The sequence below is a fragment of the Xanthomonas sp. BRIP62418 genome (assembly GCF_003993495.1).
Classification (GTDB): domain Bacteria; phylum Pseudomonadota; class Gammaproteobacteria; order Xanthomonadales; family Xanthomonadaceae; genus Xanthomonas; species Xanthomonas euroxanthea.
Genome location: NZ_QEZG01000028.1, coordinates 25,147 through 39,600, shown reverse-complemented (window position 1 = coordinate 39,600; position 14,454 = coordinate 25,147). Strand labels below are relative to the sequence as shown.

The window sequence follows — 14,454 nt, the reverse complement described above, 5'->3', positions numbered from 1 at the left end:
GGCGGGCGTTTGCGTCTGCGGGTGTGTTGCCGTGTGTCGGCCTGTGTCATCGCTTTCTTCGAACTGACACATTGCGGCCGCATTCTGTCATCCGACCGCAATCCTGAGACGGATGTCCGCTTTGCAGCGCGTTTTGCCCTCCTTGAAACCCCTGATGTCGGCGCGTGGCCGCAGCGCGGTGGCCTGCGTGCTGCTCGCCTTGCTGGCGCTGCAATGCGCGCGCGTGTTGTGGGTGGTGATCATCCCGATCGGGCCGCTGGGCACCGCCCAGGTCGCCACGCCTGCACAGGCGGAGCTGCCCGCACTGCGCCGCGATGTGTTCCATCGCAGCGTTCCGGAGGCCGGCAGCGACGGCATCGTGTTGCATGGTGTCCGCGCAGGCGGCACGCAAGCGGCCGCGTTCCTGAGCAGTGGCGATGGCCGACAAGGCGCGTATCGCATTGGCGATGTCGTGGTAGCTGGCGTGACAGTGCAGGCGATCGCGAGCGATCACGTGCTGCTGCGTACCGGTGGTGGCGTGCGACGTCTGGCCTTGGTGGAATCCACAGCGTCGTCGGCGCCGCCCTCGCCAGCAACGAGCGCGGCAGCAGCCACCAGCGCCGCACCTGCGGTGATGTCGAATGTCGGCACTGCGGCTGGCACGGCCACGGCAATGGCTGTCGACCCGCAACAACTGCTCACCACCGCCGGCCTGCGTGCAAGCGAAGACGGCAGCGGGTTCACCGTGATGCCGCGCGGCGATGGGGCCTTGCTGCGCCAGGCCGGCCTGGCCCCAGGCGATGTGCTCACCCAGCTCAATGGCCGCACGCTCGATGCCGAACACCTGCGCGAGCTGCAGGACGAACTGCGCGATGGCCAGGCGGCCACGCTGACCTACCGCCGCGACGGCCAGACCCACACCATGACCTTGAAGCGCCCGCAATGACTGCTGCCCGCCCCGCATGGCTGCTTTCGGCCACCTTGTTGCTCGCACTGCCGGCGGTGCCGATGGTGTCGTTGCATGCCGCCGACGCACCGGCCGTGCGCCTGCAGGACGTGGACCTGCGTGCCTTCATCCAGGACGTGTCGCGTGCCACCGGCATCACCTTCATCGTGGACACGCGCGTGCAGGGCACGGTCAACGTGGCGCGCGCGCAGGCGATGTCGGAACAGGACCTGCTTGGCATGCTGCTGGCGGTCTTGCGTGCCAATGGCTTGATTGCGGTGTCCAGCGGGCCGTCGACCTACCGCATCATTCCCGACGATACCGCTGCGCAGCAGCCTGGCAGCGCGGCCAACGGCAACCTGGGGTTCGCCACGCAGGTGTTCACCCTGCAACGCGTGGATGCGCGCAGCGCTGCGGAGATTCTCAAGCCGCTGATCGGCCGTGGCGGCGTGATCATGGCGATGCCGCAGGGCAACAGCCTGCTGATTGCCGACTACGCCGACAACCTGCGCCGCGTGCGTGGCCTGGTCGCACAGATCGACACCGACCGCGCGGCGATCGACACGGTGAGCTTGCGCAATAGTTCCGCGCAGGAACTGGCGCGCACGCTGACCTCGCTGTTCGGGCAGGCCGGCGAACGCAGCAACGTGCTGTCGGTGTTGCCGGTGGACAGCAGCAACTCGCTGATCGTGCGCGGCGACCCGGCACTGGTGCAGCGCGTGGTGCGCACTGCGATGGATCTGGATGGGCGTGCCGAACGTCGCGGCGATGTCAGCGTGGTGCGGCTGCAACACGCCAGCGCCGAGCAATTGCTGCCGGTGTTGCAGCAACTGGTCGGGCAGACCCCGGGCAACGAGGCGCAGCCCGGGCAGGACACGCGCTCCAGCGCGGTGGATGTGGCCGCCGCTGCTGCGGGCGCTGCGCAGACGCAGGTGATCACGCCGGCCGCCGGCAAGCGCCCGGTGATCGTGCGCTACCCCGGCTCCAACGCCTTGATCATCAATGCCGACCCGGAAACCCAGCGCGCCTTGATGGATGTGATCCGTCAGCTGGACGTGCATCGCGAGCAGGTGCTGGTCGAAGCGATCGTGGTGGAGATTTCCGACACCGCCGCCAAGCGCCTGGGCGTGCAGCTGCTGTTGGCCGGCCGCAATGGCACGGTGCCGTTGATCGCCACGCAGTACAGCGGCGCGTCGCCGGGCATCGTGCCATTGGCCGCGGCAGCGGCCGGCACGCGCAGCAACAACGGCGACGACGATTCGGTGCTGGAACAGGCGCGCAATGTGGCCGCGCAATCGCTGCTGGGCCTGAGCGGCGGCCTGATCGGGCTGGCCGGGCAGAGCAACGATGCGGTGTTCGGCATGATCATCGATGCGGTCAAGAGCGACACCGGCTCCAACCTGTTGTCCACCCCGTCGATCATGACCCTGGACAACGAGCAGGCACGCATCCTGGTCGGCCAGGAAGTGCCGATCACCACCGGCGAAGTGCTGGGCGCGGCCAACGACAACCCGTTCCGCACCATCCAGCGCCAGGACGTGGGCGTGGAGCTGGAAGTGCGCCCGCAGATCAACACCGCCGGCGGCATCACCCTGGCGATCAAGCAGGAAGTCTCGGCCATTGCCGGGCCGGTCAGCGCGCAGTCCTCGGAGCTGGTGTTCAACAAGCGCCAGATCGAAACCCGCGTGGTGGTGGAAAACGGCGCCATCGTCGCGCTCGGCGGCCTGCTCGACCAGAACGACCGGCAGACCGTGGAGAAGGTGCCGCTGCTGGGCGATGTGCCCGGGCTGGGCGCGCTGTTCCGGCACAAGTCGCGCAACCGCGACAAGACCAACCTGATGGTGTTCATCCGCCCGACCATCATCCGCGACGCGGCCGATGCGCAGCGCATGACCGCACCGCGCTACAGCTACCTGCGCGATCGCCAGCTGGCCGATGGCGACCCGGAAGCCGCGCTCGATGCACTGGTGCGCGACTACCTGCGCGCACAACCGCCGCAGCTGCCGGGGGCGCCGTCGCCAGCCGTGCCGGCGCCGGCAACAACGCCTGCGCCCGGCGCGCGTCCCGCGCAGCGCTGATGCCATGAACACTGCGCGCGCCAGCATTTCCTATGCGTTCGCCAAGCGCCACGGCGTGGTGCTGCTCGGCAGCGACAGCGCCGCGCAGATCGGCCTGCGCGAAGGCGGCGATGTGCAGGCCCTGATCGAGCTGCGGCGTGCGCTGGGCCTGCCATTGCAGGTCCGCACGCTGGCACCGTCGGTGTTCGACCGGCACGTGTCGGAGATCTATGCCGATGCCGGCATGGAGCAGGGCGTGCAGGTCGAGGCGCTGGACCTGCACGGCAGCCTGGATTCGTTGATCGACGACATCCCCACCGCCGATCTGCTCGACAGCCAGGACGATGCGCCGATCATCCGCCTGATCAACGGCATCATCGCCGAGGCCGCGCGCCTGGGTGCCTCGGACGTGCATCTGGAATCCTACGAATCGCGGCTGCGCGTGCGGCTGCGCGTGGACGGGGTGATGCGTGAAGCGGCCACCTTGCCCGGACGCATCGCGCCGTTGCTGGTGTCGCGCGTCAAGGTGATGGCACGGCTGGACATCGCCGAAAAACGCATCCCGCAGGATGGCCGCGTGTCGCTGGTGATGGGTGCCAAGGCACTGGACGTGCGCGTGTCCACGCTGCCCACGCGCAGCAGCGAGCGGGTGGTGCTGCGCATCCTGGACAAGGAGCAGGGCACCTTGTCGCTGGCCCAGCTCGGCATGCCACCGGCGGTGATGCACACGGTGCAGCGCGCCCTGCAGGTGCCCAACGGCATCGTGCTGGTGACCGGGCCGACCGGCTCGGGCAAGACCACCACGCTGTATGCGGCGCTGAGCCTGCTCAACGATGGCTCGCGCAACATCCTCACGGTGGAGGACCCGGTGGAATACGCCATCGACGGCGTCGGTCAGACCCAGGTCAACGCGCGTGTGGGCATGACCTTCGCGGCCGGCTTGCGCGCCATCCTGCGCCAGGACCCGGACGTGGTGATGATCGGCGAGATCCGCGACACCGAGACCGCGCAGATCGCCGTGCAGGCCAGTCTGACCGGTCACCTGGTGCTGTCCACCGTGCACACCAACGATGCGGTGGGCGCGGTCACGCGCCTGCGCGACATGGGCATCGAACCGTTCCTGCTCGCATCGAGCCTGCGGCTGATCCTGGCCCAGCGGCTGGTGCGGCGCCTGTGCACGCAGTGCCGCGCCCCGCGCCCGCTGGATGCCAACGCGCGGCAGATGTTGCAGGCGCCCGACGATGCAACCATCTACGGCGCCGTGGGCTGCGCAGCCTGCCACCACAGCGGTTATGCCGGGCGCGTGGGCGTCTACGAAGCCATTGCGGTGGATGATGCGATGCGTCGGCTGATCGGCGACAACGCCGATGAAGATGCCCTGGCGGCAGCGGCCTTCGCGCGTTCAGCGCGACTGGGCGATGCCGCGCGCGCCGCTGTGCTGCAAGGCCTCACCACACTGGAAGAGGCGCTGCGGGTGACCCGCCAGCAGGACGATGCGCATGCCGCGGTTTGACTACACCGTGCTCGATCTGCACGGGCATCGCCGCCAGGGCGTGATCACCGCCGACTCGGCGCAGGGTGCACGCGCGCAACTGGAGCAGCGTCAGTGGGTGCCGGTACGCGTGGAGGCGGCGGTGGCGGCCAGCAGCGTGCGTCCGGCGCGTTTCAGCGGCAAGGATCTGGTGCTGTTCACCCGCCAGCTGGCCACGCTGGTGGAGACCGCGCCGCTGGAGGAAGCGCTGCGCACCATCGGCACGCAGTCCGAGCGTCGCGGCGTGCGCCGGGTCACCAGCCAGACGCATGGGCTGGTGGTCGAAGGCTTCCGCCTGTCGGATGCGATGGCGCGCCAGGGCAGTGCGTTTCCGCCGTTGTATCGGGCGATGGTGGCCGCCGGCGAAAGCGCCGGCGCGTTGCCGCAGGTGCTCGAGCGCCTGGCCGATCTGCTGGAGCGGCAGGCACAGGTGCGCAGCAAGCTGCAGTCTGCACTGGTCTATCCGGCCGCGTTGGCCCTGACCGCCGGTGCGGTGGTCATCGTGCTGATGACCTTCGTGGTGCCCAAGGTGGTGGATCAGTTCGATTCGATGGGCCGCGCATTGCCACTGCTGACGCGCGCGGTGATCGGCGTGTCGAACTTCCTGCTGCATGCGGGCATTCCGCTGCTGGCGGCACTGGTCATTGCGGTGATCGCCGCATTGCGCTTGCTCAAGCGCCCGCAGCTGCGCCTGGCGGCCGACCGTGCGGTGCTGCGCGCGCCCTTGCTCGGCCGGCTGATCCGCGACCTGCACGCCGCACGCATGGCACGCACGCTGGCGATCATGGTCAACAGCGGGTTGCCGCTGATGGAAGGCCTGATGATCGCCGCGCGCACCGTCGACAACCGCGCCTTGCGGCTGGCCACCGACAGCATGGTCACGGCAATCCGCGAAGGCGGCAGCCTGGCCGCGGCGATGAAGCGCGCCGGCGTGTTTCCACCGACGCTGCTGTACATGGCCTCCAGCGGCGAAAACAGCGGGCGCCTGGCGCCGATGCTGGAACGTGCCGCCGATTATCTGGAGCGCGAGTTCGCCTCCTTCACCACCGCGGCGATGAGCCTGCTGGAGCCGGCCATCATCGTGCTGCTCGGCGGGGTGGTGGCGGTGATCGTGCTGTCGATCCTGCTGCCCATCCTGCAATTCAACACCCTCGCGCTTGGTTGAGCGCGGCCGCCTATTTCTGGAGATCCTCATGCAGTCCATCCGTCACCGCCAATGTCCTTGCTCGCTGTCCTCGCAAGCGCGAACGCGCGGCTTCACCCTGGTCGAGTTGATGGTGGTCATCGTCATCATCGGCCTGCTTGCCACGGTGGTGATGATCAACGTGATGCCCAGCCAGGACCGCGCCATGGTCGAGAAAGCGCGCGCCGACGTGGCTGTGCTGGAACAGGCACTGGAAACCTATCGCCTGGACAACCTCAGCTACCCGAGCACCGAACAGGGCCTGCAGGCCTTGCTCACTGCGCCAAGCGGCCTGACCCGGCCGGAGCGCTACCGCCAGGGCGGCTATATCCGCCGCCTGCCCGAAGATCCGTGGGGCCACGCATACCAGTACCGTCGCCCGGGCCGCAACGGTGGCTTCGATGTGTACTCGTTCGGTGCCGATGGCGCCGAAGGCGGCGACGCCGACAATGCCGATATCGGCAACTGGCGCTGAGGCCGGGCAGTGGTCGCGCAAGCCGCCATGGCAAGCCAATCCCGTGGACGCGCGTCGCTGGCGCCTGCGCGCGGCTTCACCTTGCTCGAGTTGCTGGCGGTGCTGGTGATCACCGCACTCGCCAGCACGTTGGTGGTGCTGACCTTGCCGGATACGCGGCGCGAACTGCACGACCAGGCCGATGCATTGGCCGGTGCCTTGGGCCATGCACGCGACGAGGCGATCCTGAGCCTGCGCATGGTCGAGGTGAGCATCGATGCCGGTGGTTATGCATTCCGGCGGCAGGCGCAGCAACGCTGGGTGCCGCTGGATGAAAAACCTTTCGCCGCGATGCGCTGGCCTGCCGGCGTGCAGGCGCAGATGCCGGTGGGCGGTACGCAGGTGAGCGTGCGCTTCGACCCCACCGGTGCGGCCACGCCGCAACGCATCGCGTTGGCCGACGGCCAACAACAGCTGCAGGTCGTAGTGGACGCCGCCGGCGTGGTACGGGTCGATGCCCCACGGCCGTAACCCGCATGCCTGCGCCGGATTCTCGCTGCTCGAACTGATGGTCGCGCTGGCGATCTTCGGCATGGCCGTGGTCGGTCTGTTGAACGTGTCCGGCGAAAGCACGCGTACCGCGGTGGTGTTGGAAGAGCGTGCGCTGGCCGCGGTGGTGGCGGAAAACCAGGCGATCGAAGCGATGCTCGCGCCCACGGCCGCAGCACTGATACCGGCCAACGGGCAGGAAACGCTGGGCGGACGCAGCTGGGACTGGCAGCGTCAGTCGATGCCGGCCGGTGCTGCGGGCATCGTGCGCATCCAGGTGCAGGTGCGGGCCGCAGCGCAGGCGCAGGAACTCGCCAGCTTGAGTGTGCTGCGGGGTGCCGAATGAGCCGCGCGCGTCGCAGCGCAGCGTGTGTCCGTGGCAGCGCGGGCTTCACCTTGATCGAGCTGCTGGTCGCCCTGGCGGTGTTCGCGCTGGTGGCAGTGGCGGCGGTGGTGGTGATGCGGCAGAGCATCGACCAGCGCGATGCCGTGCGTGCGCGCCTGCAGCACGTGCGCGAGTTCCAGCTTGCCCATGGCCTGCTGCGCAGCGACCTGCAGCAGGCCGCAGTGCGGCGCACGCGCAATAGCGAAGGCAGCGCTGCACGCACCGCGTTCGTCGCAAGCCCGCCCGGTGTGCCCGGGCCCCTGTTCGGTTTTGTGCGACGCGGCTGGAGCAATCCGGATCAGGCGCCGCGCGCGTCCTTGCAATACGTGGAATACCGCCTGGTCGACGGACGCCTGGAGCGCAGTGCGCGTCCGGCCCTCGACGGTGCGGTCGCCGGCACGCCGCAGGTGGTGTTGCATGGCGTGCGCTCGGCGGTGGTGGGGTTCCACTATCGCGCGCAGTGGAGCGACGGCTGGAGCGGGGGGCTCGACGCGCTGCCGGATGCGATCTCGCTGGAGCTGGACCTGGAGCAATGGGGCCGCGTACGCCAGTTGTTCCTGTTGCCGGAGGGGCGCGGATGACGGCCTTGAATGCACGCAGGCAGCAACGCGGCGTCGCACTGCTGACGGTGCTGTTGCTGGTGGCGGTGATGACGCTGCTGATGGTCGCGGTGCTGGACGATCTGCGCTTTGGCCTGCGTCGCACCGGCAACGGCGAGGCGATGACGCAGGCGCAGTGGTATGCGCTGGGCACCGAAACCCTTGCGCGCGCGCGCCTGCAGGCACTGGCCAGGCGTGATCCGATGCGCACCACGCTGGAAGGCGGCTGGAACGATCAGCCGATCATCTTCCCGCTGGACGACGGCACAGTGAGCGTGCGCCTGCGCGATCGCGGCGGCTGCTTCAATCTCAACAGTGTGGTCGCCGGTGCGCCCGAGCAATGGCAGCGCAGCGACGATGGCGCAGGCCAGTACCGCGCATTGCTGGACGTGCTGGGCATCGCACCGCAACAGGCACAGGCGCTGACCGATGCGCTGGTGGACTGGATCGACAGCGACAGCCAACCCGGCGCACAGGGGGCCGAAGACGCACACTATCTGCAATTGGCAGTGCCGCGACGCACTGGTGCGACCCTGCTGGCGGGCGTCGGCGAACTGCGCGCCATCGCCGGCTACACGCCACAACTGATCGCGCAGTTGCGGCCGTATGTGTGTGCATTGCCGGAAGCGCGCCTGTCGCCGATCAATATCAATACGCTGCGCCCGCAAGATGCGCCAGTGTTGGTGGCACTGACCGAAGGCGTGCTGGAATTGCCGACCGCGCGCCGCGTCATCGCCGCGCGGCCGGCCGCAGGATGGCGCAACGTCAGGACGTTCCTGAGCCAGCCTGCGCTGATCCAGGCCGAGCCTTCCAATGCGGTACTGGAACAGATCGCACTACGCACCAGTTACTTCTCGCTCTACAGCCAGGTCGACCATGCAGGCGCGCAGGTGATGCTGGATGCCTTGCTGCAACAAGACCCTGCGGGGCGTGTGCGGCTGGTGGCGCGTCAATGGAGTTCCGACGAATGAGTACCAGCTTGCTGTTGCTGCCCGCCGATGCCACTGCGCCGGCGATTGCCGTGCGCGTGGATGCGCAGGGTCAGGTGCTGTCGCAGCGCCCGGCCAGCACGCCGTATGAACCGTCCGCACGTACCGTGCTGGTGGTGCCGGGCGTGGATGTGCATCTGCGCTGGCTGTGCTTGCCCGGCCGCAGCATCGCGCAATCGGTCGCGGCTGCACGCCTGCACCTGGCCGAGCACCTGGCGGTCGAGACGCCGGGCCTGCATGTGGTGATTGCCGATCGCGTCGAGGCCGATGGCACGCGTCTGGTCGCTGCGGTGGACGACGCGGTGATGCAGCAGTGGCTGGCGCGCGCAGCGCAGCTGGGTGTCGTTCCCGACGCGGTGGTGCCCGATTGCCTGTTGCTGGAGCCCGGTCCGGACGCTGCGGCGGCAGTGATGGACTGGGATGGCCGCTTGCTGATCCGCGGCGCAGGGCTGGCCTGCAGCCTGGAGCCGGAGGCCGCGCGCATGCTGCTGGGCGAACGCGCGCCGGTACCGCCGCCGACACCTGACGCCGCGCAAGCCATTGCCGGCTTTGCGCGATGCGCCATGCGCGCGCCGATCAACCTGCTGCAACACGCATTCGCCGCAAGGCCGGCCGCTGCACAGACGGTCACTCCGCGCCGTCTTGCGGCGCTGGCCGCGCTGGTGCTGCTGTCGCCGCTGGTGCTGTTGCTGGCGCAGACACTGCGCTACGAACTCGGCGCGCGCCTGCTGCAATCACGCGCCGCCGCACAGGTGGGCGTGCGCGATGCGGCGGCGGTACCGGCCGCATTGCAGGCACGCCGGCACGCGGGTGCGGCCGCCGATGTCCTGGCCGTGCAGCTCGGCAGCTTGTTCGCAGCAGTCGATGCCGTTCCGGCGGCGGAACTGGACCAGCTCGACTATCAGGCCGCGCAGCCGCTGCGCGGCACACTGCTGCACAGCGATGGCGCCAGCCTGCAACAGCTGTCCGGGCGGCTGGCCGAAGCAGGATGGCAGCTGCAGCCGGGCAGTAGCCAGACCGAAGACGAGCGCATGCGGACACCGTTCGCACTGGAGCCGTCGCGATGAATGCCTACCTGCAACGCAGCACGCAGTGGTGGCAGGCGCGCGCGCCGCGCGAGCGGTTGATGCTGGGCGTGATGTGCGCCGCGCTGGCCGCGTTTGTCGGCTGGTACGCGCTCTACACCCCGTTGCGGCACTGGCACGCCCAGGCGCAGGCGCGCTATGCCGTTGCGGCGCAGCTGGTGCTCGATGCATCTGCACAGGCATCTGCGAGCAGGCGTACGGCGGCACCTGGTACGACGGCACTGAACGAGCGCATCGCCAGCAGCGCACGCGATGCCGGCGTCAGCATCACCTCGCAGCAGCGCAGTGCAGCGGGTGGGGTGGAGGTGCAGATCGATGCGGTCAGTGCCGTCACCTTGTTCGGCTGGCTGGAGCGGCTGCGCCAGGCGCATGGACTGGTGCCGACCCAGCTGAGCATCGTGCGCGACCAGGGCCAACTCCGGGTACGCTGCGGGTTTGCGGAGCCTGCACCGTGACGCGCCTGCGCTGGATCCTGATCTTCCTGCTGATGGTGGGTGTCGCGCTGCTGGCATGGCTGCCGCTGCGCCTGGTGCTGCCACGGGAGGGCCTGCCATTCTCGGCGCTGGACGTGGAGGGGCCGGTATGGGCCGGCACCTTGCGGCAGGTGCAATGGCAAGGCATCGCCTTCGGCGATGTCACGGTACGGCCGCGGCTGTGGCCACTGGTGCGCGGAGAGCGCCAGGTGCACCTGCAGGCCACGCAGCTGCAACTGCTGCTGGTGGATGGCGCGCAACACGGCATCCGCGATGCGCAGGGCCAGTTGCTGTTGCGCCAGCCAGGGGGCATGGCGTTGATCGATCTGGCATTGGAGCTGCAGCAGGTGGATCTGTTGTTCGATGCCACCGGCTGCGTGCAGGCAGCTGGGCGGGTTGGCCTGCAAGTGCTGGCAAGTGGGGCGGGCGAGCTGCCCGGGCTACCGCCGTTGCGCCTGACCGGACAACCGCGCTGCATGGGCGATACCGCCGTGCTCACCCTGCTGCCCGACGCCGCGCTGCCTGCCGGCGTACAGGCCGATGCACAGCTGCAGCTGTGGGGCGATGGACGCTGGCAGCTGCAGTCGCGTGTCGATCCGGGGCAGGACGCGGTGCTGGGCGTGGGCCTGCAACTGCTGGGCTTTGCCGCCACCCCGGAGCGCACCTTGCTGCGCGTCGACCAGGGGCAACTGCGCTGAGCGCAGCTTTGCTCGCCGGGCGTGGCGCGATCTTCCATCTGCACCATTCGCGTGCATGGGCACGGCCGGTGTCCTTGTCCCGGCCAACGCAGCGCCGCTTCTATCCAGTCCGCTGACATCGTTGTCGCCCTGGCGCGGCTTGCAGTCATCGCTGCAGGGCGTGGCTGCGGCGACGCGGCAGGCATGCCGCCCTCGATGACGTAGAAGCGCGCGGCACTGGACTGTGATGCCACCCACAATGCTTCCGCTGCATCGGCTACCGCCGGATCCTCGAGAAATTGGTCTGGTTACCAACGATTGGTCGGTGACTGGTCCTGTGACAACGATACCCGCGCCGCACCCAAATGACCCTGTACGCACCGTCGAAGGTCTTTGAAAACAAGCCTTAGGGCGCGATCCCGGCCGGGCGGAAAACGCTTTCGACAGTGACTGTTGACAGGATCTTTTAAAGACCATAAGAATCAAATCTACTGAATTGGTATTTGCCAGTCAGGGCCGTTGATCAGCAATGGCAGGCGATGACCGTCCTGGGAGGGAGACGGCATCGGCACCCACGGGGGGCCGTACGGGGTGCTCGCAGACAACAGATCGCAGGCGGTTCCGGACGTCCGGAACTGGTGGCCTGTGCGCGCGTGGGTGGGTTGCCCAACGCCGGGATCTGTCAGCGCTGATCGATCGGAATGCCAGCCGCGTCGTCGTCCAGCCATTCCACCTCAGGATCTCCCATGTCACCTGTCCCGCGTGCCGCGTTGCGTTGTTGTTCGCCCTCCTCGCTGTCCCTCGCCATTGCGCTGTCGCTGCTTGCCTGCGGCGCCAACGCGCAGGCGCAGGAATCGCCGCCGGCGGCGCAGATTTCCCAGCTCGACACCGTCAAGGTCACCAGCTCCTACCAGAAGAGCCTGATCACCGCGATGGACAACAAGCGCGACGACGTGCGCATGACCGATGGCATCTCCGCGCAGGACATCGGCAAGTTTCCCGCCGAAAACATCGCCGAGGCGATCCAGCGCATCCCGGGCGTGCAGATCTCCACCATCAACGGGCGCGGTTCCACCATCAGCGTGCGTGGCCTGGGCCCGCAGTACTCGGCCACCACCATCAACGGCCAGGTGATCAAGAGCGCCGACTTCACCGATGGGTTCCGCTACGACATCATCCAGCCGGAAGTGGCCGCCGGGATCGAGGTGATCAAATCGCCGTCGGCGGACATGGACGCCGGTGGCCTGTCCGGCACGGTCAACATCAACACCACCAAACCGCTGGACTACCAGCAGACCAAGCTGCTGTTCTCGGCCAAGACGCAATATGCGGAGTTCGCCGGTGGCTCGCCCACGCCCAAGGGCGTGCTGACCTACATCGACCAGTTCAAGGCCGGTGGCGGCGAGCTGGGCGTGTTCCTCAGCGCCGGCTACCAGAAGCTCAAGGACCGCGCCGATTATCTGTGGATCGACCGCTGGTACACGCAGGACACCGACGCCGGCAGCTTGTACATTCCGCGCCGCCCGCGCTATCGCTCGATCGAGCGCGAGACCACGCGCAAGATGTTCAACAGCGGCCTGCAGTGGAAGCCCAACGACCAGCTGGAGATGAACCTCACTGCGCTGTATTCGCAGGACAAGACCGCCAACGACATGAACCAGCTGGTGTACTCGTTCGAGCGCACCCCGCTGACGGTGCTGCAGACCAACGGCCTGACCGCCACGCAGGTGGCGGCATCGGACTACTGGCTGGAAAACAATCGCCAGATCGAACAACACGACCTGTCCACGCAGTTGCTCACCTACGACTTCAAATGGAAGGGCGATGCCTGGACGCTCAGTGGCGCGGCCAATTACACCCAGGGCAAGACCGACGAAAACGAGCGCGCCGCGATCCTGGGCCGGATTCCGTTGGCGACATTGCTGGATACCTCCAATCCCGACGCGATCTCGCTGACCACCGATGCCGACGCCACCGATGCCAGCGCCTGGGACAAGGCCAATCTGGTGCGTAGCGAGTATCCCAACGGTTCCATCCAGTCGCTCAGCAACAAGGAATGGTCGCTGCAACTGGATGCCGAACGGTATCTGGAGCTGGGTGCATTGAACGCGGTGCGCTTCGGTGCCAAATACCGCCGCGAGACCTTCGAGCGCGACGTGCGCCGGCGCGACTTCCTGTATCTGCTCAGGACCGGTGCGGTGTCGGGCTTCGACATGTTCCCGGAACTGTCGGCCGCCAACAGCACGGTGAGCAACTTCCTCGACGGGCAGCTCGCCTCGCAGGACAGCTGGGTCACTCCGGATATCGCCGCCTACGCGCGCTCGCTGGCGGCCGCCGGCATCAGCGTGCCGGTGCTGTTCGCGCCGCAAAGCAGCTACAGCATCGAGAACGACATTTCCTCGGCCTATGCGATGGCGCGCATCGACACCGACATCGGCAGCATGCGCCTGCGCGGCAACCTTGGCCTGCGCTACGAAAACACCAAGCGCACCACCGACACCTACCTGACCCAGGCACAGGCCGCCAGCGACGATGCCAATGTGGTGATCGGCACCGCGCGTGCGCCGTACGACTATTCCAACTGGCTGCCCAGCCTGAACCTGGTGCTGGACATGCGCGAGGACCTGCTGCTGCGCTTTGCCGCCGCCAAGGTACTGGTGCGGCCGATCCTGGACAGCAATACCGCCATCGCCTCGACCATTTCCACCGGCACCAATACCGGCGGCACGACGACCTATGTCGTCACCCAGGGCCAGACCGATCTGAAGGCGCTGACCGCCGACCAGGCCGACCTGAGCCTGGAGTGGTACTACGGAAACGGTGGCGCGCTCACCGTGGCCGGCTTCTGGAAGAACATCAAGAACGGCACCTTCAACAGCATCGTCTGCCCGGCCGCCTTCAACGGCACTGCGCTGTCCAGCAACGCGGCCGGCGACTGCGTGGACAGCGGCGGCGATATCTACGAGATCACTGCCACCACCAACGATCCGAGCAAGGTCAAGATCCGCGGCTACGAACTGGGCTGGACGCAATCGCTGGACGCCTGGTTGCCGATCGACGGCTTCGGGGTGACCACCAACTTCACCCGGGTGATTCCGCAGCGCGATACCGATTTCCAGATCCGCAACCTGTCCGAACAGACCTGGAACGCCACCGCGTACTGGGAGAGCACGCATTATTCGGCGCGCGTCTCGCTCAACCATCGCAGCGAGTACGAACAGGACAGCAGCGACAGCTTCTTCGCGCGCGAAGGCCACACCATGAAGGCGCGCACCCAGCTGGATGCGGTGCTCGGCTACCAGGTCAACGACAGGCTGAGCTTCCAGCTCGGCGGCTTGAATCTCACCAACCGCACCGAGGAGGCCTACAAGGACATCGCCAGCCGTTGGCAGATGACCGGTGTCACCGGTCGCAGTTACTACCTGTCGATGCAGTGGGACATGCTGTGATGACGGGCGAGCAAGTGTGGTGCGGCCGTGCATCGCTGCGTGCGGCGGCCAGGGGTGAGTGCAACGCCGTTGGTCAGTACAACGCCGCACGGGGGATG

At 67.7% G+C, this 14,454-nt stretch carries 13 protein-coding genes; all 13 read left to right on the top strand.

Translation table 11 applies throughout. The annotated features are described in order from the left end of the window. Positions 1–112 precede the first annotated feature (112 nt). The 13 genes from EO174_RS05160 (at position 113) to EO174_RS05100 (ending at position 14,356) form a co-directional block, all read left to right on the top strand. Positions 113–925 carry a type II secretion system protein N gene (locus EO174_RS05160; protein ID WP_126942793.1) on the top strand — a complete coding sequence of 271 codons (813 nt, stop codon included), beginning with the start codon at positions 113–115 and terminating at the stop codon, positions 923–925. Further along, positions 922–3,003 (top strand): type II secretion system secretin GspD, encoded by a 2,082-nt coding sequence (gene gspD / locus EO174_RS05155; protein WP_126942790.1) that lies wholly within the window; start codon positions 922–924, stop codon positions 3,001–3,003. Before EO174_RS05160 ends, gspD begins: the two co-directional genes overlap by 4 nt. A gap of 4 nt (positions 3,004–3,007) precedes the next feature. Further along, positions 3,008–4,495, top strand: coding sequence for a type II secretion system ATPase GspE (gspE, locus tag EO174_RS05150; protein WP_126942787.1), 1,488 nt, complete (start codon positions 3,008–3,010; stop codon positions 4,493–4,495). Beyond that, a complete protein-coding gene (gene gspF, locus EO174_RS05145) occupies positions 4,482–5,678 on the top strand; it encodes a type II secretion system inner membrane protein GspF (RefSeq protein WP_119130695.1) in 1,197 nt (398 codons plus the stop codon). The genes gspE and gspF overlap by 14 nt, the downstream gene beginning before the upstream one ends. Before the next feature lie 28 nt (positions 5,679–5,706). Continuing rightward, the gene (gene gspG / locus EO174_RS05140) at positions 5,707–6,171 is read left to right on the top strand and encodes a type II secretion system major pseudopilin GspG (RefSeq protein WP_126942784.1); all 465 of its coding nucleotides are present in this window, start codon (positions 5,707–5,709) and stop codon (positions 6,169–6,171) included. 27 nt (positions 6,172–6,198) lie between these two features. Then, the gene (locus tag EO174_RS05135; protein ID WP_126942782.1) at positions 6,199–6,681 is read left to right on the top strand and encodes a GspH/FimT family pseudopilin; all 483 of its coding nucleotides are present in this window, start codon (positions 6,199–6,201) and stop codon (positions 6,679–6,681) included. Continuing rightward, a complete protein-coding gene (gspI, locus tag EO174_RS05130; protein ID WP_126942779.1) occupies positions 6,665–7,045 on the top strand; it encodes a type II secretion system minor pseudopilin GspI in 381 nt (126 codons plus the stop codon). Before EO174_RS05135 ends, gspI begins: the two co-directional genes overlap by 17 nt. Then, on the top strand, positions 7,042–7,665 hold the full coding sequence (gene gspJ / locus EO174_RS05125) for a type II secretion system minor pseudopilin GspJ (RefSeq protein WP_126942776.1): 624 nt from the start codon (positions 7,042–7,044) through the stop codon (positions 7,663–7,665). The genes gspI and gspJ overlap by 4 nt, the downstream gene beginning before the upstream one ends. Continuing rightward, positions 7,662–8,654 (top strand): type II secretion system minor pseudopilin GspK, encoded by a 993-nt coding sequence (gspK, locus tag EO174_RS05120; RefSeq protein WP_126942773.1) that lies wholly within the window; start codon positions 7,662–7,664, stop codon positions 8,652–8,654. The genes gspJ and gspK overlap by 4 nt, the downstream gene beginning before the upstream one ends. Continuing rightward, positions 8,651–9,739 (top strand): type II secretion system protein GspL, encoded by a 1,089-nt coding sequence (gspL, locus tag EO174_RS05115; RefSeq protein ID WP_126942770.1) that lies wholly within the window; start codon positions 8,651–8,653, stop codon positions 9,737–9,739. Before gspK ends, gspL begins: the two co-directional genes overlap by 4 nt. Continuing rightward, the gene (gene gspM, locus EO174_RS05110; RefSeq protein ID WP_126942767.1) at positions 9,736–10,212 is read left to right on the top strand and encodes a type II secretion system protein GspM; all 477 of its coding nucleotides are present in this window, start codon (positions 9,736–9,738) and stop codon (positions 10,210–10,212) included. Before gspL ends, gspM begins: the two co-directional genes overlap by 4 nt. A 5-nt stretch (positions 10,213–10,217) precedes the next feature. Beyond that, positions 10,218–10,928, top strand: coding sequence for a type II secretion system protein N (gene gspN / locus EO174_RS05105; protein ID WP_104583838.1), 711 nt, complete (start codon positions 10,218–10,220; stop codon positions 10,926–10,928). 725 nt (positions 10,929–11,653) lie between these two features. Continuing rightward, entirely contained in the window at positions 11,654–14,356 is a 2,703-nt protein-coding gene (locus EO174_RS05100; protein WP_126942764.1) for a TonB-dependent receptor, read from the top strand. Positions 14,357–14,454: the final 98 nt, after the last annotated feature.